This window comes from Thermomicrobium roseum DSM 5159, assembly GCF_000021685.1.
Lineage (GTDB): Bacteria > Chloroflexota > Chloroflexia > Thermomicrobiales > Thermomicrobiaceae > Thermomicrobium > Thermomicrobium roseum.
The window spans coordinates 1,441,959-1,463,986 of the sequence record NC_011959.1 but is presented as its reverse complement, the minus strand read 5'-3'; the positions used below and the strand labels follow the sequence as shown (position 1 = coordinate 1,463,986).

The window sequence follows — 22,028 nt, the reverse complement described above, 5'->3', positions numbered from 1 at the left end:
CGGGTCGGTCGACTCCCTCCGCGAAGCCTGCGTGAGCAGATCAACGTCGATCTCCCCCGCTAGCTGACGCGTGTGCTGGTGACTGGGGGCCAGTCAGGACGCAGCGAGCGCGGCGAGCGAGGCACGACACCCCTCCGCTCCACATCCTGTCGAGCGGAGGGGTGCACGCCGAGGCGCCAGCTGTCTGATCGAAAGCCTCACGGATAGATACCGCGCAACCGAGTGATCTCAGCGACGCGCTGGACGGCGAGTGCGAGCGCGGCCGTGCGAAGCTGGACATGGTAGCGCTCAGCGGTGGCATGGATCGCCTGGAAGGCGCGCGTCATGATCGCGCGGAGGCGGCTGTTCACTTCCTCTTCGGTCCAGTAGAAGTGCTGGAGCCCTTGGACCCACTCGAAATACGAAACGGTCACGCCCCCTGCATTGGCATAAATGTCCGGCAGCACGATGATGCCGCGATCGAAGAGGATCCGATCCGCTTCTGGCGTGGTCGGTCCGTTCGCGGCCTCAGCGATGAGCCGGGCGCGGATCCGCGCAGCGTTCCGTTCAGTGATCTGCTCCTCCAAGGCAGCTGGTATCAGGATGTCGCAGGGGAGCTCGAGCAACTCCTCATTCGTGACCCTCTCCGCTTCCGGGTAGCCGATGACTGAGCCGGTCTGCTGCTTGAATGCGAAGACCGCTGGGATATCGAGTCCGTTCGGGTTGTAAATGCCGCCGCGCGAATCGGAGACTGCGACGATCCGACTCCCCAGCTCGTCGAGCAAACGGGCAGCGGTCGAACCGGCATTACCGAAACCCTGGATCACGACGCGTGCTTGGGTCAAGTCGATTCCGTAGGTCTTCGCTGCTTCTTCGATCGCGAAGACGACGCCCCGGCCGGTTGCCTCCAGACGACCGGCCGAGCCACCGAGGATCGGCGGCTTGCCGGTCACGACTGCGGGCACGCTGACGCCCCCGTGACGGTGCATGCTGTAGGTGTCCATGATCCAGGCCATGATTTGCGGGTTGGTGTTGACGTCCGGCGCGGGAATATCCTGGTGTGGTCCGAGCAGGATGGAGATTTCTGTCGTGTACCGGCGCGTGAGATTCTGGAGTTCGCCGGGGGACAGGAGCTTGGGATCGACGCGGACCCCGCCTTTCCCGCCACCGAACGGGAGACCCATGATCGCGCATTTCCAGGTCATCCACATGGCGAGCGCTTTGACCTCGTCGAGGGTCACGTTCGGGTGATAGCGGATGCCACCCTTGGCCGGTCCCGCGGCGAGATTGTGATGGACGCGATAGCCGGTGAAGACTTTGATCGATCCGTCATCCATCTCGACCGGGAAGTTGACGGTCAGTTCACGCTTGCACGTGCTGAGAATCTGGCGGAGTTCGTCTTCCAAGCCGATGAGATCGGCTGCCTGGTTGAACTGCTCGACAGCGATCGCGTACAAGCTATGCTCCGGTGTAGTGATCACCATCCTCTGCCCCCATCGCTGACGCGACAGTCGATCATGATGCCTGCGCATGCGCGCAGGCGAGCCGGTTCTCGGCTCACCGCCGCGCTGAGAGGGCAAGGCGGGGTCACTCGACCGGTTGCTGGAGCGCCTCTTCCAGCAGTCGACGAGCCACGGCCGGATTGGCGCGACCGGCAAGCGCGCGATTGACCTGGCCGAGCAAGAAGCCGATCGCCGCGGTTTTCCCCTTGCGATAATCGGCGACCGCTTTCGGATTTTCGGCGAGGACGCGCTGGACGATCGCGCGGAGCTGGGCTTCGTCGCTCACCTGGGCGAGCCCGCGCTCGGCGACGAGCACCTCCGGGTCGGTACCGGTCTCGCTGACCGCCCCCAACAGTTCCTTGGCGGTGAGCGTACTGATGGTTCCGCGCTGAACCAGTTCGATGAGCTGTCGCAACTGGCGTGGTTGGACCCCGACCTCGGAGATACCGCAGCCACGCTCGCGCATCAACGCGAACAGCTCGCCAGTGATCCAGTTCGCGGCCTCGCGTGCCAGCGTGCGGTCTCCGGCGACGCACGCTTCGAAGAAGTCTGCGACCGCGCGTTCCTCGGTCAGCAGTGCCGCTTCCTGCGGGCCGAGCCCGTATTCGACCTGGAACCGCTCCCAACGAGCGAGCGGAAGTTCCGGCATGGCCGCACGGATACGCGCCAGATCGTCCTCGGTGAGAAAGATCGGCGGGAGGTCCGGTTCGGGAAAGTAGCGGTAGTCGTCCGGATACTCCTTCGCGCGCTGGGTAACCGTGATTCCCTGGTCCTCCAGCCAGCCCCGTGTCTCCTGGACGAGGCGCTCGCCACGGCGGATGGCTGCTCGCTGGCGCTGTTCTTCGTACGCCAGCGCGCGCTCGACCGAGCGGAAGCTGTTCAAGTTCTTGATCTCTGCCTTGGGCCATTGCTGCTGGCCATCCACGGTCCGTTGCGAGATATTGGCGTCGCAGCGAAAAGCCCCTTCTTCCATGTTGCCGGTCGAGACACCGAGGTAGCGGAGAACCTGGCGCAGTGATTGCAAAAACAGACGAGCTTCTTCGGGAGAGTGCAAATCCGGTTCGGTGACGATCTCGATGAGCGGAACACCCGAGCGATTCATGTCGACGAGGCTGTAGCTTTCGCCCGCGACCGTGCGATGGACCAAGCGTGCCGTGTCTTCTTCCAGGTGTACGCGGCGAATGCGGACGCGGCGGCGCTGGCCATCGACCAGGAATTCCAACGCGCCATCGACACAGAGCGGTAGGTCGTACTGCGAAATCTGGTAGCCCTTGGGAAGATCGGGATACATGTAGTTCTTGCGGTCGAACTTGCTGTAGGGCGGGATGCGGCAACCGAGTGCGAGGCCGGTCATCACGGTCATTTCGACGGCGCGTCGATTGATCACCGGCAAGGAGCCGGGAAGTCCAAGGCACACCGGGCAGACATGCGTGTTCGGTGGTGCGCCAGCGTAGTCGGCTGAGCACCCGCAGAACATTTTCGACCGGGTCAAGAGCTGGGCGTGGACTTCCAGCCCGATGACCGTCTCGAATTCCACCGGTCCCTCCATCCCGCTCTCGGCCGCGAGTATAGCATTCTGGCGGCCCGCCGCTGTTGTCCTCCCGGTCGAGCAGCCCCGTCGCGCGAGGAGCGACTCGGCTCTCTGCGTGTGTGGACTCGATCCGTCCTTCCCCGCACTGCTTCGATCGGTCGGAGCAGTGCTCGTCGCCGAGAAGAGCGAGCGCCGGCCGGTGAGCTGCTGCGATCCGGGGAGCAGCCTCCTGCGGTGGTAAGATCAGGGCAGGTGAAGCGGAAAGAGGCCGAGTTCGGCCTGTTCTCCTGTATCCGAGAGGGGCCAGTCGCATGACCGCGACCACCGAAAGCCGCCTCGTCACCGTCACGATCGATGGACAGCAATACACTGTGCCGGAAGGTCTGACCATCCTGGAGGCCTGCCGGATGGTCGGCATCGAAGTGCCCAACCTTTGTTATCAACCGCTCTTGCGACCCTGGGGCTCCTGCCGGATCTGCACGGTGGAAATCCTGGGTCGTCGCGGCGGGCTGGTCGAGTCCTGCGCGGCGCAGGTGCGCGACGGGATGGAGATCGCTACCAAGTCGCCGGCCTGCGAGGAGGCGCGGCGGTTCGTCCTGCAGCTCTATCTCATCGACCACGCGCTCGATTGCCCGACCTGCGATAAGTCCGGTGAATGTTATCTCCAGGACAATACCTATTATCACAATGTCCACACCAATCCCTTCCGGCGCCCCAAGCTCGCTCGTCCCTACAAGCATTTGAGCGAGTACATCGACTACAAGTGGGAACGCTGCATTCTTTGCGCGCGTTGCACCCGCGTCTGTGACGAGATGATCGGGGTCACGGCGATCGAAGTGCTGCGCCGCGGACTCGAGGGCGAGATCGGCAGCGCCTGGAATATCGATCTGACCCGCACCACGTGCACGTCCTGCGGGATGTGCATCGCAGTCTGTCCGGTAGGTGCGCTGACTGACCGGCGCTTCGCGCACCATCCCTGGGAGTTGGACGCCACGGAGACGATCTGTGGCTTTTGCGATGTGGGCTGCACACTGAATGTCGAGCACAACCGTGGCCTCGTACGTCGGATCACTCATCTCTGGGAGCGCGGCGTCAACTACGGCTACACCTGCGTACGTGGCAAGTGGGGATACGAGCAGGTGCAACACCCAGTGCGGCTGGACAGCGCCTGGGTGCGCGAGGGTGACGAACTCGTTCCGATCGAGCTCGCCGAGGCGCTCGACCGTGCTGCCGAGTTGCTGCGACCGTATCGCGGAACAGCGTTCGCGCTCCTGGCGTCGCCCGATCGGACGAATGAAGATCTGTATCTGTTGCAGCGGTTCGCTCGCCAGGTAATGCGTTCGCCGCATGTGGACACGCTGGTCTCTCCGGCGCAGCGAGCGGTCGATGCCGCGCTCACGGCGTCGTTCGGATTGCCGGTGAGCACCAACTCGATCCAGGAAGTCTTCACCGATACCGGATGTCTCTTGGTCGTGGGGCCGAACATCGGTCAGCATGCCCCGGTCGCGAGCTACTGGCATTCGTGGGCGCGACTCTATCGTGAAACCGCGCTGGTGGTGGTGAGCGCCGACGAGTTCCCACTCTTCCACCGGGCCGATGTGTGGTTGCGTATCCGCCCGGGAACGGAGGCGGTGGTGCTCGCGGCGATGGCCCGCGTGATCCGCGACCGCGGATTGGCTCGCCCGGTCGAAGGGGCGACAGGGCTGAGCGAATTCATGGCCTCTCTCGACTCGATCGATCCGGTCGCGGCGGCCGAGGCAGCCGGGGTGAGCTTGGCGGCGCTGGAGCGCGCAGCCGTGCTGTATGCGACTGGTGGGCGCGGCACGGATGCTTCTCCCTATCCACCGAGCCAGATCCAGCACACGCTCGCCCACGCGCAGCACGGCGATATCGCTGCGGCGGCGTTGCTGGCCAACGATCTGGCCTTGCTCACCGGTAATATCGGACAGGCTGGCGCGGGCGTGGTCGCGTTCCGCGGTCCGGCGAATGCGCAAGGTGCGCTGGACATGGGCTGCCACCCAGACTGGCTACCGGGGTATCGCTCGCCGGAGGATGCGGCGATGCGACAGGAATTGGCAGTCCTCTGGGCCGAGACGGGTGGCAATGGAAGCGGCTCGACCGAGTTGCCGAGCGGGCCAGGATGGGGCTACGAGGAACTGGTGGCAGCGATCGAGCGGGGTGAGGTGCGTGCGCTGTACGTGGCGGCGAACTCGCACGCGTATGCCACAGCGCTCGATGAGCGGTTCGTGGCCGCGCTGGATCGGCTCGACGTACTGATCGTGGAAGACAGTTTCCCCGGTCCGCTGACTGAGCGAGCGCACGTCGTGCTCCCGGTCACCATGTTCCTGGAGCAGGACGGGACGATGACGACCGCCGATCGAGCAGTGCAGCGGCTGCGGCGCGCGGTCGATCCGCCGGGGGAGGCGCGTCCGAGTTGGCAGCATGTCCAAGAGTTGGCACGCCGGCTCGGCTATCGCTGGAACACGCGCCACGCGGTGCAGCTCTTCCAAGAAATCGCCCGCGCTGTGCCCGGCTATCGCGGCATCACGTTCCCGCGGCTCGAGCGTGGGCCCATCGCCTGGCCGGCAGCGCCAGGCGATCGAGCGCGCCAGACGCTGCGCATCGGTCAGAACGTTCCCGGCGGCGGGTGGGCGGTCTGGTTGGGCAACGGGATCGCGCTCAGCGATGCCTGGCTGCGGTTGGACAGCGCGCCGCTGCGCGGCCGGGTCGCCTTCCGAACGCCCTGACAGCGATCGCTCGAGGAGGCGCACGATGGTCTTACAGGACATTCGCGGCTTTCTGGTCACGCTGCGGCACTTTTTCCAGCGACCAGTGACGATTCAGTATCCCGAAGAGAAACGGGAGCCGGCACCGCGCTTCCGTGGTTTGCCGGCGCTCCGCTCCGATCCCGAGACCGGTGAAGCGCTCTGTGTCGCCTGTGGGCTGTGCGCTCGCATTTGTCCGACGAGCTGCCTGGAGATGCACGTGGTCCCCTCGGAGGAGGGTGATCGGGAACTCGGCGAGTTCATTCTGCGTGCTGGTCGATGCATGTTCTGCGGGCTCTGTGCCCAGGTGTGCCCGGTCGATGCGATCACCATGAGTGGGGAATACGAGCAGTCGGTGCTGGATCGCGAAGGACTCATCTACGTCAAGACAGAACTCGCAGCGATCGGCTCGCAGCGGCCGAGCTGGTGGGAAGCAGATGGTGGAATGGGCTCCGAGCAATAGGGATGGGAGGCAGGGAACGATGGCGATCGAGACGGTACGGATCGAGCGCGATTCGCTCGGCGAGGTCGAGGTGCCGGCCGAGGCGCTCTATGGCGCGCAGACCGCCCGAGCGGTCCGCAATTTCCCGATAAGTGGCCTACGCCCGCATCCCGATCTCATCGTGGCGACCGCGCAGGTCAAGCTCGCAGCGGCTCGCGTGAATCATCGTGCTGGCCGCTTGACCGACGAGCAGGCACGCGCGATCGAGCAGGCCGCGCAGGAAATCATCGATGGCCTCTGGCACGAGCACTTCGTGGTCGATCCCTATCAGGCGGGTGCCGGGACATCGCACAACATGAATACCAACGAGGTCATCGCCAATCGGGCGAACGAGATCCTGGGCGGTCGACGCGGCGAGTACAAGCCAGTGCACCCCAACGACCACGTCAACCTCGGTCAATCGTCGAACGACGTCATCCCGACCGCGGGCCGTCTGGCCTTGTTGCGAGCCACTCCGAAGCTGATCGAGGCATTCCGCAAGCTGGCCGATGCCTTCTGCCAGAAGGCGCAAGAGTTCGGGAATCTGACTAAAACTGGTCGGACGCACCTGCAAGATGCGGTGCCGATCCGCTTGGGTGACGAGTTCACCGGATACGGGGCGGCCTTGCGGCGAGCAGCCGACCGGATCGCTGAGGCGCGCCTCGCGCTCACCGAGATCAATCTGGGAGCGACGGCACTGGGAACCGGGATCAACGCCTTCCCCGGGTATCGCGCGCAAGTGGCGGAAGAGCTCAGTCGCATCACCGGTTTTCCCCTGCGCCCAGCGCGGAACACGTTCGAGATCACCCAGAGTCATGCCGACTTCGCACACCTCTCGGGTGCCATCCGCAATGCTGCGCTCGAAGTGATCCGGATCGCCAGCGATATCCGGCTGCTGGGCTCTGGGCCACGTGCGGGGTTGGGTGAGATCATCCTGCCACCAGTCCAGCCCGGTTCCTCCATCATGCCCGGCAAAGTGAACCCGTCGATTGCCGAGATGGTCAACATGGTCGCCTTCCAGGTGGTCGGGTACGATCACGCAGTCTCGCTCGGTGTCCTCTCCGGGCAGCTCGATCTGAACGTCTGGACGCCGCTCATCGTGTACAACCTGCTCTGGGCGACCGATATTCTGACCAACGCTCTGGAGGTTTTCCGGACGCGCTGCGTGGAAGGGATTCAGGCCAACGAGAAACGGCTGGCCGAGCTCGCGCATGGCAGCATCGCGCTGGCGACGATCTTGACGCCGCGGATCGGCTACCTGCGGGCGGCGGAGATCGCCAAGAAGGCGTGGGAGACCGGTAAGACCGTGCGCGAGGTGGTCGTCGAGGAAGGAGTGCTTTCGCCCGAGGAGGCGGACGAGATTCTCGATCCGGTCAAGATGGCGCTGCCGCAGGATCCGGACGCGAACCAGTGCTGACGGCGCTGTCTTCGGATACAGTAGGAGCAGGCTGGTTGCTCCTGATCACCGAGGCAAGGTGTTCGTTGCCGGAGCGGCCGCAGCGGTAGACAGCGGCATGGGAGGAGCGAGACGATGGCGCGCGAGTACCCGTTTTATTGCGCTGGCGAGTGGCGGACTTCGCCGCAGCGGCTGGAGATCCGCAATCCGTACAACGACGAGTTGGTTGGGGTGACATTCAACGCGACCGAGCAGGACTTCGAGGACGCGGTGACGGCTGCCCAGCGTGCCTTCGAGGTCACCCGGCGACTGCAGAGTTACGAGCGAGCCGAGATTCTGCTGAGGCTCGCCGAGGGATTGCGCCGGCGTCAAGAAGAGTTCGCGCGCTTGATCGCGCAGGAGGCCGGCAAGCCGATCCGGGATGCGCGGGTCGAAGTCCAGCGCGGTATCTTCACCTTGACGACCGCAGCCGAGGAGGCGAAACGGATCGGCGGTGAGGTAATCCCGCTCGACCTCATGGCCTATAGCCAGGGGCGTTTCGGTTTCACGCGCCGTTTCCCGATCGGTCCGATCGCTGGTATCTCCCCGTTCAACTTCCCGCTCAACTTGGCATTGCACAAGATCGCACCGGCGCTCGCCTCGGGCAATACGATCCTGCTCAAGCCGCCGAGCCGCGATCCCTTGACCATGCTCACCTTCGCTGAGCTCCTCGACGAGGCAGGGGTGCCCAAGGGAGCTGTCAGCATCATGCCGATGGACCGCACAGTGGGGGATCGGCTGGTCACCGACGAGCGCTTCAAGCTCCTCACCTTCACTGGCTCGCCGGATGTCGGTTGGGATCTCAAGGCGCGAGCGGGCAAAAAGAAAGTGGTATTGGAACTGGGTGGGAACGCGGGCGTCATTGTCGACCGGACGGCCAATCTGGACGTAGCGATTCCGCGTATCCGCACTGGTGCTTTCGCCTACGCCGGACAGGTTTGCATCTCGGTACAGCGCGTGTTCGTCCATCGCGCCCGGTGGGACGAGTTCGTCGAGCGGTTCGTCGAGGACGTCAAGAAAATCAAAATGGGCGATCCGCTCGACGAAGCGACCGATCTCGGCCCGATGATCGACGACAAGGCGGCACGCCGCACGCAAGATTGGGTCGAGTCGGCAGTCGCTGAGGGGGCTAAGGTGCTCGTCGGCGGCAAAGCCGAGGGGCGCTTCTTCCAGCCGACGGTGCTCGTCGATGCGCCGAAGTGGCACCCGGTCTGCAGCCGCGAGGCGTTCGCGCCGCTGGTCGTTCTTTTCCCGTTCGACGACTTCGAGCAGGCGCTCGCCGAAGTGAACGACTCGGCCTATGGCTTGCAGGCAGGCGTGTTCACCAGCAGTCTGGAGCATGCACTCCGAGCCTTCGAAGTGCTGGAAGTCGGCGGGGTGATCATCAACGACATCCCGACCTTCCGGATCGACCACATGCCGTACGGTGGTGTCAAGGACTCGGGGCTCAGCCGCGAGGGGCTCCGCTACGCGATCGAAGATATGACAGAATTGCGGCTCGTGGTCTTCAATCGAGTACCGGAAATCTCGTGAACTCACTCGTCAGGGCGCCCGTAGGGAAATTTCACGGGCGCCCTGCATCAGCGTGCGCCACAGAGAGAGGTAGTAGCGCGTTCCGTTACCCGGTGTACGCAGAGACCGCTATTGTGCCTCGAGCGAATCGGACTGAATCTGACCGGGTTGGCGGACGTCGCGCGAGTTGGCCACGATACCTGATCGCGTCGGTCAATGGGCGAAAACCTCCTTTCAGGAGAGTGATTCCCGGCGGGTGTCTCGTATCGAGACGTGAGCGAGGACTGGGAAGTTCTGAGTTGACTGTCGGTTGCGTGCACACTGCAGCACTGCAATCGGCATGATCGACGGTTGCGGTGCGTTCTCCTGCGCCGATCGGAAGAGTCCTTGTCTTCTTGCATCGCTGTTCGCAGTGCCCACGAGAGACGATTGCCTTGCCCCGTCTGTCGTTCCACGTCAGCTGCGCCCGGTGTCACTCGCTGGACTGCTCAACCTCGATGCCGATCGTTGCACTGCGCTCGTGCTCGGTTCGGGATACGCGCGAGGGCGCTTGCAAGTGAATCCCGCAGTGTGAAAGCACAGCGAACCATTCCACCGGAGAGGAAACGGCCTGCGCCATGCTACGGTGGCTGGTCGGCACCGTCGAAGATGCTCCCAGCTCTCCCAGAGGATAGGGTGGCACTACAAGCTTGGTCAGATAATGATCAGTAAGGAATCATTAGAACTAATTCCTACTCGATCAGCTTTTGGATTCTTTCTGAGCATATATCGACGATAATGCGAGTTGTTTGATTCGCTCATAGTCAGCTATCGTGGTTCATGAAGCCTTCCTGCTGTGCCAGATTCGTGAAAGGTACATTCGAGATGACATGGGAACTTGCGGGACAGATGCTCGAGGTCTGCAACTGCGGGCTCCTCTGCCCATGCTGGATGGACTTGACTGCACCGCCGGATCGAGGCTGGTGCGGTACGGCTATCTTGTTCGATATCGAACGTGTGAACGTCGGTGGCCTGGACGTCGCTGGACGCAAGGTCGTAATGGCTGCCGAAATCCCGGGGGCCTTCGCTAACGGTAACTTCACGGTTCATCTGTATGTCGATGAAGGTGCGAGTGCCGAGCAGCTGCGTGCACTCGAACAGCTCTTCACTGGGCAACTCGGTGGTCCCATGGCCGCGCTCGGCCCGGCAGTGACGACGCTGCTCCCGACACGCGTGGCCCGGATCATGGTTCAGCATGGCGAGATTGTCACGGCGATGGTCAGTGAGGCAGGACGACTGCAGTGGGCACCGCGCTACGATCCGGGGGGCCGCGCGACGAAGGTCAAAGCGGCTGAAGCGATGGCCGCCTTCGGAATCATCGAGGGACATCCAGCCAAGACAGCGGGAAGTCAGTGGTCGGATCCCGACATGCGATCATGGAGCGGTGATTCCGGTATGATGAGCCGCTTCACCTGGCGTGGGTAGTCTGGATGACGAGACAGCGGGGGCACCTTGAAATGTGCCCCCCTGTATGCTCTTCGGCTTTCACGGCCTACGAAAGCGGGACGTTTCCCCATGAGTAAGAAAGAGGCTCCCGGGCAGCACAGTTCTGTGCTCACGGGAATCCCACTGGACTTCCTACGCTGGATCATCCTCGGACTCCTGCTCGGTGTTGCCACCACGAGTTGGATCCTGCTATGGACTTGGGGATCACGAACTGGGTCGATAATGGAAGGCCCCAGCATGGGGCTCGGGGCGTTCACTTTTCTGACCGCGTGGACTGCGATGATGGTCGCAATGATGTTCCCTGCCGCGGCACCGATGATCCTCATGTTCGCACGTGTGCAAGCGGGGAAACGGCAGCAGGGCAAAGCATTCGTCGCGACATGGATATTCGTGGCCGGGTACCTCGTCCTCTGGATAGCGTTCGGTCTTCCAGTCTACGGGTTAGCGGTAGTGATCGAACGGGTCGTGGACCAGGCGGGAATAGCGGCTACCAGTCTCGCTCGTGCTGGCGGACTCCTGATTCTCCTCGCGGGCTTGTACCAATTGTCACCGCTCAAGCGTGCGTGTCTCGCTCACTGTCGAAGTCCCCTGCACTTCGTACTAAACCAATGGCGTGATGGTGCGCTCGGAGCACTGGTGATGGGTGTTCGACACGGCGTGTACTGCCTCGGTTGCTGCTGGCTGCTCTTTCTACTTCTGCTTCCGCTCGGGTTCATGAACATCGGCGCGATGCTGCTTCTTACGGCGCTGATCTTCGCCGAGAAGGCTCTTCCCTTCAGTCGTCCGGTGCGGATCGCAGCTGCTGGGGCGCTCGCCACGTGGGGCACACTCATACTGTTCGATCCGCGCTTCTTGCCAGTCATGATGGGAATGTAGTACTCGAGACGAGGTCCTACACCGATTCCTGATCTCCAGGAAAGATGACCGGTTGTCAACTGTCGCGAGATTGTGGCCTGTGGTGTAGCAAAACAGCTCGAGGGCACCTCCACCGACTACGGTGTGGAGCGGCTGATGAGACAAGCCCGAAGGCTCGTATCGGGTGTATTGGCACCACCAGTACTCAGCTGAACCAGCCGTTCGATTCCAACCAGGGCAGCACAGCGTCCAGCCCCGGAAGGATCGCATCGGCGGCCGCAAAGCCGTCGAGGTGCCGGGTGTGGTCGTTGGGAACGGCCAAGCAACGCAGTCCGGCAGCGCGGGCAGCCGCCACCCCGAGCGGAGCGTCCTCGATCGCCACACACGATCCAGGTGAGCTTCCCAGGCGAGCTGCCGCGAGCACGTAGCAATCGGGAGCAGGTTTGCCGCGCGCCACGTCGTCGCCCGTCACCAGGACGCTGAAGGCATCGTCGAGTCCCAGTTCGTCGAGTACGAGGCGGACGTAGCGCTGGTGCCCGCTGGTCGCGAGCCCGAGTGGTATGCCGCGTGCCCGGAGTGCGGCGATGAGATCGTGCGCTCCCGGCATCGGGCGGACGTTTCCGGGTAGGGAGGCGAGAAACAGTTCGTCGCGCTCCTGCGCTGCTCGCTCAGGGGAGACCGGCAGGGCGAGCTCCGCCACGATGATGCGCGCCGCATCAGCCAAGCGTCGGCCGAACAGGCGCGGGAGCAGCTCGCGAGGGAGGCGCTGTGCGAACCGGGCAACGTACTGCTCCCAGGCGGCGAGCTGAAGCGCCTCGGAATCGATCAAGACCCCATCGAGGTCGAAGATGACCGCGCTCACCATCGCCTCACCGGGCCAAAAGCCGAAGGAAGCGGCCAGCCCGCTGCTGGGCAGCGTGAAACAGCGCGCGTGCTGCCATCTCGAGATAGGGCCGCCCCTCGAGTCCATCCAGGAGTGCTGGCGGAAGCGCTCCCGCCCCGAGCGCCGCGCCGGCGAGCGCACCGGTGATCGCTCCGCGGGTATCGGTCGCTCCACCGGCATTGACGGCGATGCTGACGGCCCGGAGAAAGTCGTCCGGTGCTGCCGCGAAGGCCGCGAGGGCGGTCGCGACCACCTCGTCGACCCGAGCGGATGCCCCGAGGGTGGCGAGATACCTGGCCACCTCGTGAGGATCGGCCGGGAGCGCGAGAGAAGCGACCGTGCGCAAGCGACGGGCGACCGCGTCCTCGTCGATGAAACGAGCGACCTCGTCGCTGAGCACGTCGGGCGGTGTTGCCCCCTGTGTCAGGAGCAGAACTGCGTAGGCGACTGCGAGGGCACCGTTCACGACTTCCAGTTCCGCGTGCGTGATCAGTGTCGCCCGCAGCACGTCGCGGACGAAGAGTTCGGGGTTGAAGCGGCAGAGTGCATGGAGCAATCCGATCGGCGCAGCGCGGGCGGCTGCACTACCGGTTGCGGTTTCTGGCCCGGCGATGCCGCGTTGGAAGTCACCGTGCTCGCGGGCACTCGCGAGGGCTCGCTTCGTCGGTTCGTCGAGGAAGCGACTGCCGGGCCCCTCGAGCAGTCGCACGAAGCGGTACCCAGCAGCGGTGACATCGAGGTAACCGTTCTGACCGATCGTGCTCTCCACGAGGCAGAGCGCCAGTTCGGTATCCTCGGTGAAGGTTCCGGCTGGAACCTCGATCGTGCCGTCCTCAGCGAGGAGCGGGAGGAAGCGATCGAGCCAGCCGTAGCGAGCCGCGATCGCATCGCTGGAGAGGCCCGCTACCGGCATACCGAGCGCATCACCGATCGCCATGCCGAGGAGGCTGCCCAGAAAGCGGTCGAGAAGGTCAGCTGGTCGGCCTGGTTGGACCATGCACGCACCTCACATCGCGACCAGCTGACAAGTGAAGCATGCAGGGGCTCCAGGCGCTAGGTGGGGAAGCAAAATGGTGGACAGGAGGTGGGGACGATCACCGCATCCGCTCGGCACCAGGAGGGTGGATCGAGCGAGGAGAGGGTGCGCTCGAATGCAAAGCTGGGGTGGTTTCGGCAAGGGTGCTGCGCTCTCTTGGCCATCAGGGCTACCGCGCTTGCACAGCGGCAGCCGGTGGCAGATACTGAGAGCAGCGCGGCGACCGGTATGGTCGGGACGAGATGACCGGTGTAGGCTGATGGGAGAGCGGGCTCGCGGTGAGCCGCTGGAAGAGAGGAGCGGCGGATGTACTTGACCGATGCTTTGCAGCGCATCCGCCAGCGGTTGGTGGAGAACCGGGCACGACCCGAGACGCTCGCGCTCGTCGACAGCGTGCTGGCGACGGCCCAGCGCGCTGGTGGTGACCAAGCACAGGTGCGTTCGCTCCTGGAGCTGGTGCGGCGGCTGATGCGAACGCCCCAGGCCAATAGCAATATCGTCATTTACGACGATCTGGCGGTGCTCGAAGAACAGCTCGTCCAGAAGGCTGCCCAGGCCGCGGCTGCTCGCGCCCAAGAGGAGGAGCGGCCGCTGCCCAAGCCGAAGAAGTATTACCGCCAGCTCAAGGAGCGGGAACGCCGTAATCCGGAAGAGTCCTGAGGGTCAGTGACAGGCGAGGGGGACAGGCTGTGAGCGAGCGGGTCTATCGGGTCGTGCAGTACGGGATGGGGCCGATCGGTCAAGAGCTGGCGCGACTCGCTCTGGAGCGTCGATCGTACGAGTTGGTGGGCGCCATCGATATCGATCCGGCGAAGGTCGGTCGCGATGTCGGCGAGTTGCTCGGTCTCGAGGGGCCGGTCGGTGTCCTGGTACGGGCCGATGCGGAAGCAGTCTTGGCCGAGACGCGACCCGATTGCGTCCTGCATACCACTGGATCCTACCTGGATCGGGTCTTTCCACAACTCGAATCGATCGTCAGGGCCGGCTGCAACGTCGTTTCCACGTGCGAGGAACTGTCTTTCCCCGCTGCTGGCCATCCGGAATTGGCCGCGCGGCTCGATGGGCTGGCCCGCGAGTACGGCGTCACGGTGCTCGGTACCGGCGTCAATCCCGGCTATGTGATGGACACGCTTCCGCTCTTTTTCTCGGGTGTCGCCCAGCAGGTGACCGCAGTGCGAGTGGAGCGGATCCAGAACGCGTCGACGCGGCGCAAACCGTTGCAGGAGAAGATCGGGTCAGGCAAGACGGTCGAGGAGTTCCAGCAACTGGCCGCGGCCGGAACGGTGCGCCACGTGGGGCTGCGCGAATCGGCCTACCTCATCGCCGCGGGGCTCGGCTGGCGGATCGAGCGCTACGAGGAGCGGATCGAACCGGTAATCGCTGAGCGTCGGATCGAGACGCGCTACTTCACGGTGGAGCCAGGACGGGTGTGCGGTGTCGACCAGCTCGGCCGGGCTTTCGTCGAGGGTGAAGAACGGATCACGTTGCACTTGCGCATGTATCTCGATGCCGATCCGGCCTATGATCGTGTGCTCCTCGAGGGGACGACCCCGTTGGAACTGGTCATTCCCGGTGGTCTCCAGGGCGACCGGGCAACGACCGCGATCGCCCTCAATGCGGTGCCGCGGGTGGTCGCCCATGCCCCCGGGCTGGTGACGATGGTCGATCTCCCCATCATCACTGTTCGTTCGTGATTCGCGTGCTCGCTGGATTGACGGTACGAGGGGGTCGCTTCGATGGTCCTGCCGAACCAGATCGATCGTGTCGCAGTCTTTTTCGATATGTCCAACCTCTATTTCGTCGCACGCGATCTCGGGGTACGGATCGATTATGCCCGGCTCCTGGAGTTTCTCGTCGCGGGGCGACGGCTGGTCTGTGCCTACGCGTACGTGACCCTGGCTGGCGAGGAGTCGAGCGCGGTGCCGTTCCTCACCTGGCTGCGCCGCAACGGGTTCCGGGTGGTCACTCGGACACTGCGGCGTGGGAGTGACGGAGCGCTGCGCGGAGACCTCGATTTGGAGATGGCGGTGGACGTCTTGCTGCAAACACCGCACGTCGATGTGATCGTCCTGGTGACTGGCGATGGTGAGTACTGCTACCTGGTGGAGACGGTGCAGCGCCTGGGCCGACGAGTGGAGATCGCTTCTGCCCCACGCAACACGGCGGTGGAATTGATGGAACTCGCTGACTACTACGTCGATCTCGAGGTGAATCTGCGCCATTTCAGTCAGCCGCGCCCACCGGCCGCGGGCCGCGTGCGCCCCGAACCGGAGCATGGCGAAGAAGAGGTCTGGCAGGAGCAGGAGCTGGCTGATGACGATCTCGATCGCTGACGTCCTGCCCAGGCGCGAGGCGCTCCTCACCGAACTCCGCACTCTGGTCGAGCTGGAGTCCCCCAGCACCGACAAGATAGCGGTCGATCGTCTCGTCGCGTACGTTCGCTCGCGAGCACGTCAACTCGGAGCGTCGATCGAGGAATACCCACAGCAGGAGTACGGTGATCTCACGATCGCCAGTTGGCCAGCCCAGGGGAATGCGTCAGCTGAGCCATTGCTCGTGCTCACCCATCTCGACACCGTCTGGCCGGTCGGGACGGTGGAGCACCGTCCCTTCCGGATCGAAGGAGACCTCGCCTTCGGCCCGGGGATCTACGACATGAAGGCGAGCATCGCCATGTTCCTGGAGGCGATGCGCTTTCTCCAGGAGCGGCGGCTGGCGCACCGGCCGATCCGCTGGTTGATCAATACCGAGGAGGAAGTCGGCAGTCCTGTCTCGCGACCGCTGATCGAGGACGAAGCCCGGCGTTGTGCGGTCGTTTTCTGCCTGGAACCGCCAGCACCGGGCGGGGCGCTCAAGACGGCGCGGAAGGGTGTCGGGATCTTCACGGTGCGGATCACTGGGCGTGCTGCTCATGCCGGTGCTGACCCCGAGCGGGGGGTGAGCGCGATCCAGGAGTTGGCCAACCAGATCGCCTACCTCCACAGCTTGAGCGATCCGACGCGCGGGACGACCGTCAACGTCGGAGTCGTCGGTGGTGGAACGCGTTCCAACGTGATTGCTGCCGAGGCGTGGGCACAGGTCGACCTCCGCGTGGTGACACCCGAGGAAGCCGAGCGGGTGACCGCGGCTATCCTGGGAACGCGCCCCTGGCTGCGGGGAGCGACTGTGCAGGTGCACGGTGGGATGAATCGCCCGCCGATGGAGCGGACACCGGCGGTCGCTCGAGCGTTCGAGCGGGCACGCGCGATCGCACGAGAACTGGGGCTGGAGATCGGTGAAGCAGCGACCGGTGGGGCGAGCGATGGCAACTTCACGGCTGCACTGGGTCTGCCGACGCTGGATGGGCTGGGTTGCCCCGGTGACGGTGCCCACGCCGAGCACGAGCAGGTCAGCATTGCGGGGCTGATCGAACGGACGGCTTTCCTGACGGCGCTCTTGAACCGCTGGTAAGGAAGGCTGGGATGGATAGGGACGAGAAGGAAAGGGGTTGACTGATGCGACTCGAAGTCGATCCGCTGCAGATTTTGCCGCGTGTCCTGACGCGCTACTCATCGGTCGTCGTCGACCGGGCCGAAGGGATCTACGTCTGGGATATCGAGGGCCAGCGTTGGATGGACTTCACCTCGGGGATCGCGGTCGTCAACACCGGGCACTGCCACCCGCGCGTGGTGGCGGCGATCCGCGAACAGGCGGGCAAGATCATCCATGCCCAGGCCAACATCCTGATCCACGAGCCGATGCTGCGGCTCTCCCAACTCATCACCGCGACGATGCCACCCACGCTGAACCAGGTCTTCTTCACCAACTCAGGGGCTGAAGCGGTAGAGGGCGCGGTCAAGCTGGCCAAGGCGGCGACCGGACGCCCGGCCATCATCGCGTTCCGCGGGGCCTTCCACGGTCGGACGCACCTGGCGATGGCCTTGACGACCTCGCGGGTCAAGGTGCGCGGCCATTACGAGCCGCTGGTTCCCTCGATCTACTATGCTCCGTATCCGTACCCGTTCCGGAACCCGTACAACGTCCCAGCGGAGGATGTCGACCTCGTCTGCATCGCGGAGCTGGAGCGCCTGTTCCAGACCATGGTGATGCCGGACGACGTCGCGGCGATCATCGTGGAGCCAATGCTCGGCGAGGGTGGCTACGTCCTTCCTCCCAAGCGGTTCCTCCAGAATCTGCGGGCCATCTGCGACCGTTACGGCATCCTGCTCATCGTCGACGAGATCCAGACGGGGGTCGGTCGGACGGGGAAGATGTGGGCGTTCGAGCACTTCGAGATTGTGCCGGACATCGTCACGGTTGCCAAGGGGATCGCTTCCGGACTCCCCTTGGCCGCGGTGGTGGCCAACAAGGAACTGATGGATCGCTGGGAGCCGGGTGCGCATGGCGGTACCTATGGTGGCAATGCCGTCGCCTGTGCGGCCGGTGTGGCGACCTTCGAAGTGATGCGCGAGGAGAAGCTGCCGGAAAACGCAGCACGCATCGGCGGGTATCTCATGGCGCAGCTCCGCGAGCTGCAGCAGGAGTTCCCGGTGATCGGTGAGGTGCGCGGGCTCGGCCTGATGATCGGCGTCGAGCTGATCAAGCCCGATCGGGCTCCCAATCCGGAGGCAGTCAAGCGGGTGGTCAAGCGGGCACAGGAACTCCGAACGCTCCTCATCACGGCTGGCGAGCACGATCAGGTGATCCGCGTCATCCCACCGCTCGTCATCACGCAGGAGCAGGCCGATGCATTCCTGGACGTCTTCAGCGAGGCGCTGAAGGCGGCCGAGTGACGGGGTCGCGAATCACCGAAGTGGTGGAGCGCTCGCAGCATTGGCGGGAAGTCAGCGCTGCGAGCGCTTTTCCTGCCCGAGCGCTGCTGGCGAGCCGGTAGAGGACGTGTCTCGTACTCGTACCGGTGCGCGAGCGCCCAGCGCCGCATGAGCCATTCGGGGTACGCTGCGTCAGCGCCATCCTCGCTGAGAGCGTCGCCGGGTCACCCACTCTGGTCGACGTGAGCCGAGCGGGAGAACGGCTCAGCTGGGGACTTCTTTCCTAGGCACCCTGCCTTGTCGGCGGTCGATCGTCTCGCTAGAGTGAGCGTCGGGGAGGCGACGATGACCGGTGAGCGGACCGGCGTGAGCTTCACCGAGGAGTTGCGCAGCACGGTGGAGCGCTGTCGTGCCGAACTGGGCGAGACGGGGCGCTCGCTTGAAGAGATCGAGCTGCTGTTGGCACAGACTGCTGCCGAGGTGGAGCGGCTCAGCCAGCGCGAAATCCAGCTCAGCGCCCGGCTGCGCGAGGTCGAGAGTAACCTGGAAGCGTACCCGCGCAGCGAGATCCGCGATGCCTATCGGACCGTTCACGAGGCGACGCTGCGACTCTTCATGCTCCGCAATCAGATGGAGCAACTGGAGGAGCGTCGCCAGAGCCTTTCGCTCTACCAGGAACGCCTGCGCGAGCTGCTCTTGCTCGCCGAGAGCCAGCTGCGAGCAGTGACCGAGCGCGAGCGTGGCGGTGACCGGCGGACGCGCCTCTTGGGTAGCACAGGCCAGCTGGCCAGCCCTCTGGACATTCTGGCAGCTGCCGAACGAGAGCGGATGCTGATCCGCCGGACGCTGGAGCACGAGCTCGTGCAGCTCATGAGTGCGGTCGCACTGCAAGTGGAGATCTGCCTCCAGGTCGAGCGCAAGCGGGCCGATGACTTGCGTCCCGAACTCCTGCGGCTACGCGAGTTGACCAGCGAAGCAGTGCATGGGTTGCGACGCACGCTGCTCGAGTTGGCGCCGAGCCTCCTGGAAGAGATCGGGCTCGTGGAGACGCTCCGTCGCTATCTCCGCGAGTTAGCCCGGATAAGCCGACTGGAGCGCGTGGCGGTCACCGGGCCGGAGCAGGATGCGAGGCTCGCGCCTCCCCTGTCGCACCTGGTCTATCGCCTGCTGCAGGAACTGGCGGTGCGGGCAGCTCGTCAGCCGGGCGTGACGGATCTCGCGGTGGAGCTGCGTGTCGAGTCGGCCCAGCTGGTAGCGGTTCTGGAAGCTGGTGGTCCAGCGGCGCTCGATCCCCTGCCGCCGCTCGATCCGCTGGTCACGGAACGGCTGGAGCAGCTGGGTGCCAGTCTGGCCGAGGAAGCGATCGCGGCGGAGCGCTGGCGCGGGACGCTCCTCGTGCCCCTTACCTGAGTCCTGATTCTGTCTCGCGCGCTGGCCAGGATGTTCTCCCCCGATCGGGTCGCGCCGAAGTTCCCCACTCCAGTCGAGACGACTGCACCTACGAGCCTCACGGGTTCCCACCGTACTGTGGCAGTAGATACCCGCGCTGACCGACCGAGCTGTGGCAGCAGGAGGGGGGTGACGGTTTTCGGCGAGCGGCAGCGGGCGGTCGGATCGGGCAGATGGAGTCATCGAGCCGAGCCGTCATCGGCTGGCGACCATTCTCGGAGGGAGCGAAGAGCCATGCTGGAACGATACGTGTACGATGTGCTGGCCTGGTGGGAGACCCAGAAGAACCGAGCGGCCGAGGGGCAAGGGCTGGTCGAGTACGCCCTGATCATCGCGCTGGTGTCGATCGCCCTGATCTTTGCCCTGACGGCGCTGGCTGGCGGAATCGGGAACGTGTTCTCGACTATCCAGGGTGCACTCAGCGGCGGTGGCGGCGGTGGCGGCCAGTGATCCTTCTTCTGCCGTTCGGGAATGCATGCTCACAGGAGAACGGCATGAGACAATGGCACCGGGCAGCTCTGGCAGGGCAAGGGCTGGTAGAGTACGCGCTCATCATCCTGTTCGTGGCGATCGCCCTCGTCGGGGCATTGACGATCCTCGGCGGTGCCTTGGCGAGCTTCTACCAGTCAGCTGCGGGAGCGATTCCCGGCTCGTGAACGGAACGCCCTGTCTCGATCGCCGAGGCAGGGCGTTCTGCTGACCTGGCGCGGGAGCGGCGGGAAGATCCCGCCGCTCTCTCTTCGTGCATGCTTGACTCCAGCAGCAGAGCGATGGCCGTGCGCTCGGTCGAGGCGGCGAACCCCCTCCTCGCCACGAGCGCAGCGCTCAGACGCCGAGTACTTCCTTGATCCGCTCGAAGAAGCCCTTGCGGTGCGCCTCGTGCACGTCCGGTCGCTCGAGCGATTCGGCCAGTTCCGCGAACAGCTCACGCTGGCGGGGCGTGAGTTCGGTCGGCACCACGACCCGGACGGTCACGATGAGGTCGCCGCGCCGCTCGCTGCCGAGTTCCGGCGCCCCCTTGCCGCGCAGGCGGAAACGCTGGCCAGGCTGTGTCCCCGGGGGGATAGTGAGCAGCACCGGACCGTCGATGGTCGGTACCTCGACCTCGGCACCCAATGCCGCCTGGGCCACGTTGATGGGCAGGTCCAGGTAGAGCGTCGTTCCCTCGCGCCTGAACAAATCGTGCGGTCGGACTCGTACGTGGACATAGAGATTACCCGGCGCGCCGCCCGGCTCACCGTGCTCCCCCTCGCCGGTCAAGCGCAGGGTGGCACCGTCCTCGATGCCAGCAGGGATCTCGAGGCGGACAGTGCGTCGCCGCACGGTGCGCCCGCGTCCCCGACAGGTCGGGCACGGATCGGAGACGACGCGGCCTTCGCCCCCGCAGTGGCTGCAGGTGGTAGCCGTGATCATGGCGCCCAGGATCGTCTGTTGGTAGCGACGCAGCTGTCCGGTCCCACCGCACACCGGGCACGTGGTGGGACGAGCGCCGTGGCGCATCCGCGTTCCCCGGCAATCTGGACAGAGCTCCAGCCGCTCGATCTCCAGTTCCTTCACCACCCCGCGCAGCGCTTCCTCGAACGTGAGTTCGATCGTGGCCTCGAGGTCGGCACCGCGGGCCGGTCGGCGCCGGGTGGTTCCGGTCATGTCGCCGAAGAAGGAATCGAAGAGATCGGTGAAGAGCGAGCCGAAGCCGAACGGATCGCCGCCCGCGCTCGGCTCATGGCCGACACCAGCCTGGACACCAGCATGGCCGAAGCGGTCGTACGCAGCACGCTTGTCGGGATCGCTCAAAACCTCGTAGGCCTCGTTGATCTCCTTGAACTTCTCCTCGGCGTCCGGCGACTTGTTGACATCCGGGTGATACTGGCGAGCCAAGCGCCGGTAGGCCCGGCGGATCTCCTCCTGGGTCGCCGTGCGACTGACTCCCAGGATTTCGTAATAGTCGCGCTTCGCAGCCATCGGCACCCCTGCTCTCGGGCACTCCCGATCCGCGCAGAGTCTGATACAGAGTATAGCAAGGCAAGACGCCCTCTTCGCAGGCAGCGAAACGTGTGCTAGTGCGAGCGTGGGTTTGGCGGACTCGGGTGCGAGCGTGCGCAGTATCGGGCGCCAGTCGAGGCAATGATCGCTGTCGCTCCGCTCCCCGACCGGTGCGGAAAGCTCAGCACCGCGGGAGTTGTCAGCTCCTCCGTGGGAAGAGAGGGCGTCGTCAGCGGGTCGGTGCGCGCGCCCTCGCGACAGGGACACCTGGCGGCACGGTCATGTCCGCGATCGCGCCGTCCCCCGCTGAGTGCGTGCTGACTCACCGGAGTGGTCATCGTGGCGGAAGGCATCGTCGTTCTCGGTCGGTCAGGGCGGGGA

At 64.7% G+C, this 22,028-nt stretch carries 19 protein-coding genes; 14 read left to right on the top strand and 5 right to left on the bottom strand.

Annotation, left to right across the window (positions count from 1 at the left end; translation table 11 throughout):
* Nucleotides 1-197 precede the first annotated feature (197 nt).
* Both TRD_RS06895 and gatB read right to left on the bottom strand, forming a co-directional pair.
* On the bottom strand, nt 198-1,463 hold the full coding sequence (locus TRD_RS06895) for a Glu/Leu/Phe/Val family dehydrogenase (RefSeq protein ID WP_015922423.1): 1,266 nt from the start codon (nt 1,461-1,463) through the stop codon (nt 198-200).
* A 103-nt stretch (nt 1,464-1,566) separates the two neighbouring features.
* The gene (gatB, locus tag TRD_RS06890; RefSeq protein ID WP_015922421.1) at nt 1,567-3,018 is read right to left on the bottom strand and encodes an Asp-tRNA(Asn)/Glu-tRNA(Gln) amidotransferase subunit GatB; all 1,452 of its coding nucleotides are present in this window, start codon (nt 3,016-3,018) and stop codon (nt 1,567-1,569) included.
* A gap of 305 nt (nt 3,019-3,323) precedes the next feature.
* On the opposite strand from gatB, the gene TRD_RS06885 reads away from it, so the two are divergent.
* From TRD_RS06885 to TRD_RS06860, 6 genes are all read left to right on the top strand, one after another.
* Nucleotides 3,324-5,759: a molybdopterin-dependent oxidoreductase gene (locus TRD_RS06885; protein ID WP_015922418.1), complete on the top strand. Its 2,436-nt coding sequence runs from the start codon at nt 3,324-3,326 to the stop codon at nt 5,757-5,759.
* A 25-nt stretch (nt 5,760-5,784) separates the two neighbouring features.
* Complete coding sequence (locus TRD_RS06880) at nt 5,785-6,240, top strand: NuoI/complex I 23 kDa subunit family protein (protein WP_041436023.1); 456 nt, start codon at nt 5,785-5,787, stop codon at nt 6,238-6,240.
* Nucleotides 6,241-6,259: 19 nt separating this feature from the next.
* Nucleotides 6,260-7,675: an aspartate ammonia-lyase gene (locus tag TRD_RS06875; protein WP_015922416.1), complete on the top strand. Its 1,416-nt coding sequence runs from the start codon at nt 6,260-6,262 to the stop codon at nt 7,673-7,675.
* A 114-nt stretch (nt 7,676-7,789) separates the two neighbouring features.
* Nucleotides 7,790-9,226: an aldehyde dehydrogenase family protein gene (locus TRD_RS06870; RefSeq protein WP_015922415.1), complete on the top strand. Its 1,437-nt coding sequence runs from the start codon at nt 7,790-7,792 to the stop codon at nt 9,224-9,226.
* 843 nt (nt 9,227-10,069) lie between these two features.
* A complete protein-coding gene (locus TRD_RS13655; RefSeq protein WP_169302290.1) occupies nt 10,070-10,669 on the top strand; it encodes a DUF1326 domain-containing protein in 600 nt (199 codons plus the stop codon).
* Nucleotides 10,670-10,927: 258 nt separating this feature from the next.
* Nucleotides 10,928-11,566 (top strand): DUF2182 domain-containing protein, encoded by a 639-nt coding sequence (locus TRD_RS06860; protein ID WP_052294076.1) that lies wholly within the window; start codon nt 10,928-10,930, stop codon nt 11,564-11,566.
* 184 nt (nt 11,567-11,750) lie between these two features.
* Here TRD_RS06860 and TRD_RS06855 read toward each other — a convergent pair whose 3' ends face one another.
* Both TRD_RS06855 and TRD_RS06850 read right to left on the bottom strand, forming a co-directional pair.
* Nucleotides 11,751-12,410 carry an HAD family hydrolase gene (locus tag TRD_RS06855; RefSeq protein ID WP_015922411.1) on the bottom strand — a complete coding sequence of 220 codons (660 nt, stop codon included), beginning with the start codon at nt 12,408-12,410 and terminating at the stop codon, nt 11,751-11,753.
* 4 nt (nt 12,411-12,414) lie between these two features.
* Entirely contained in the window at nt 12,415-13,425 is a 1,011-nt protein-coding gene (locus tag TRD_RS06850) for an ADP-ribosylglycohydrolase family protein (protein WP_015922410.1), read from the bottom strand.
* A 345-nt stretch (nt 13,426-13,770) separates the two neighbouring features.
* On the opposite strand from TRD_RS06850, the gene TRD_RS06845 reads away from it, so the two are divergent.
* The 8 genes from TRD_RS06845 (at nt 13,771) to TRD_RS14615 (ending at nt 20,320) form a co-directional block, all read left to right on the top strand.
* Nucleotides 13,771-14,124 (top strand): hypothetical protein, encoded by a 354-nt coding sequence (locus TRD_RS06845; RefSeq protein ID WP_015922409.1) that lies wholly within the window; start codon nt 13,771-13,773, stop codon nt 14,122-14,124.
* 29 nt (nt 14,125-14,153) lie between these two features.
* The gene (locus TRD_RS06840) at nt 14,154-15,158 is read left to right on the top strand and encodes an NAD(P)H-dependent amine dehydrogenase family protein (RefSeq protein ID WP_015922408.1); all 1,005 of its coding nucleotides are present in this window, start codon (nt 14,154-14,156) and stop codon (nt 15,156-15,158) included.
* A 42-nt stretch (nt 15,159-15,200) separates the two neighbouring features.
* Nucleotides 15,201-15,797 carry a LabA-like NYN domain-containing protein gene (locus TRD_RS06835; protein WP_015922407.1) on the top strand — a complete coding sequence of 199 codons (597 nt, stop codon included), beginning with the start codon at nt 15,201-15,203 and terminating at the stop codon, nt 15,795-15,797.
* Nucleotides 15,778-16,914 (top strand): M20 family metallopeptidase, encoded by a 1,137-nt coding sequence (locus TRD_RS06830; protein ID WP_015922406.1) that lies wholly within the window; start codon nt 15,778-15,780, stop codon nt 16,912-16,914. The genes TRD_RS06835 and TRD_RS06830 overlap by 20 nt, the downstream gene beginning before the upstream one ends.
* 44 nt (nt 16,915-16,958) lie before the next feature.
* On the top strand, nt 16,959-18,236 hold the full coding sequence (locus TRD_RS06825) for an aspartate aminotransferase family protein (protein WP_015922405.1): 1,278 nt from the start codon (nt 16,959-16,961) through the stop codon (nt 18,234-18,236).
* A gap of 324 nt (nt 18,237-18,560) precedes the next feature.
* A complete protein-coding gene (locus TRD_RS06820) occupies nt 18,561-19,625 on the top strand; it encodes a hypothetical protein (RefSeq protein WP_015922403.1) in 1,065 nt (354 codons plus the stop codon).
* Between the two features lie 273 nt (nt 19,626-19,898).
* On the top strand, nt 19,899-20,114 hold the full coding sequence (locus tag TRD_RS06815; protein ID WP_015922402.1) for a Flp family type IVb pilin: 216 nt from the start codon (nt 19,899-19,901) through the stop codon (nt 20,112-20,114).
* Between the two features lie 44 nt (nt 20,115-20,158).
* On the top strand, nt 20,159-20,320 hold the full coding sequence (locus TRD_RS14615; RefSeq protein WP_015922401.1) for a Flp family type IVb pilin: 162 nt from the start codon (nt 20,159-20,161) through the stop codon (nt 20,318-20,320).
* Between the two features lie 169 nt (nt 20,321-20,489).
* Here TRD_RS14615 and dnaJ read toward each other — a convergent pair whose 3' ends face one another.
* Complete coding sequence (gene dnaJ, locus TRD_RS06810) at nt 20,490-21,626, bottom strand: molecular chaperone DnaJ (protein WP_015922400.1); 1,137 nt, start codon at nt 21,624-21,626, stop codon at nt 20,490-20,492.
* Between the last annotated feature and the right edge of the window lie 402 nt (nt 21,627-22,028).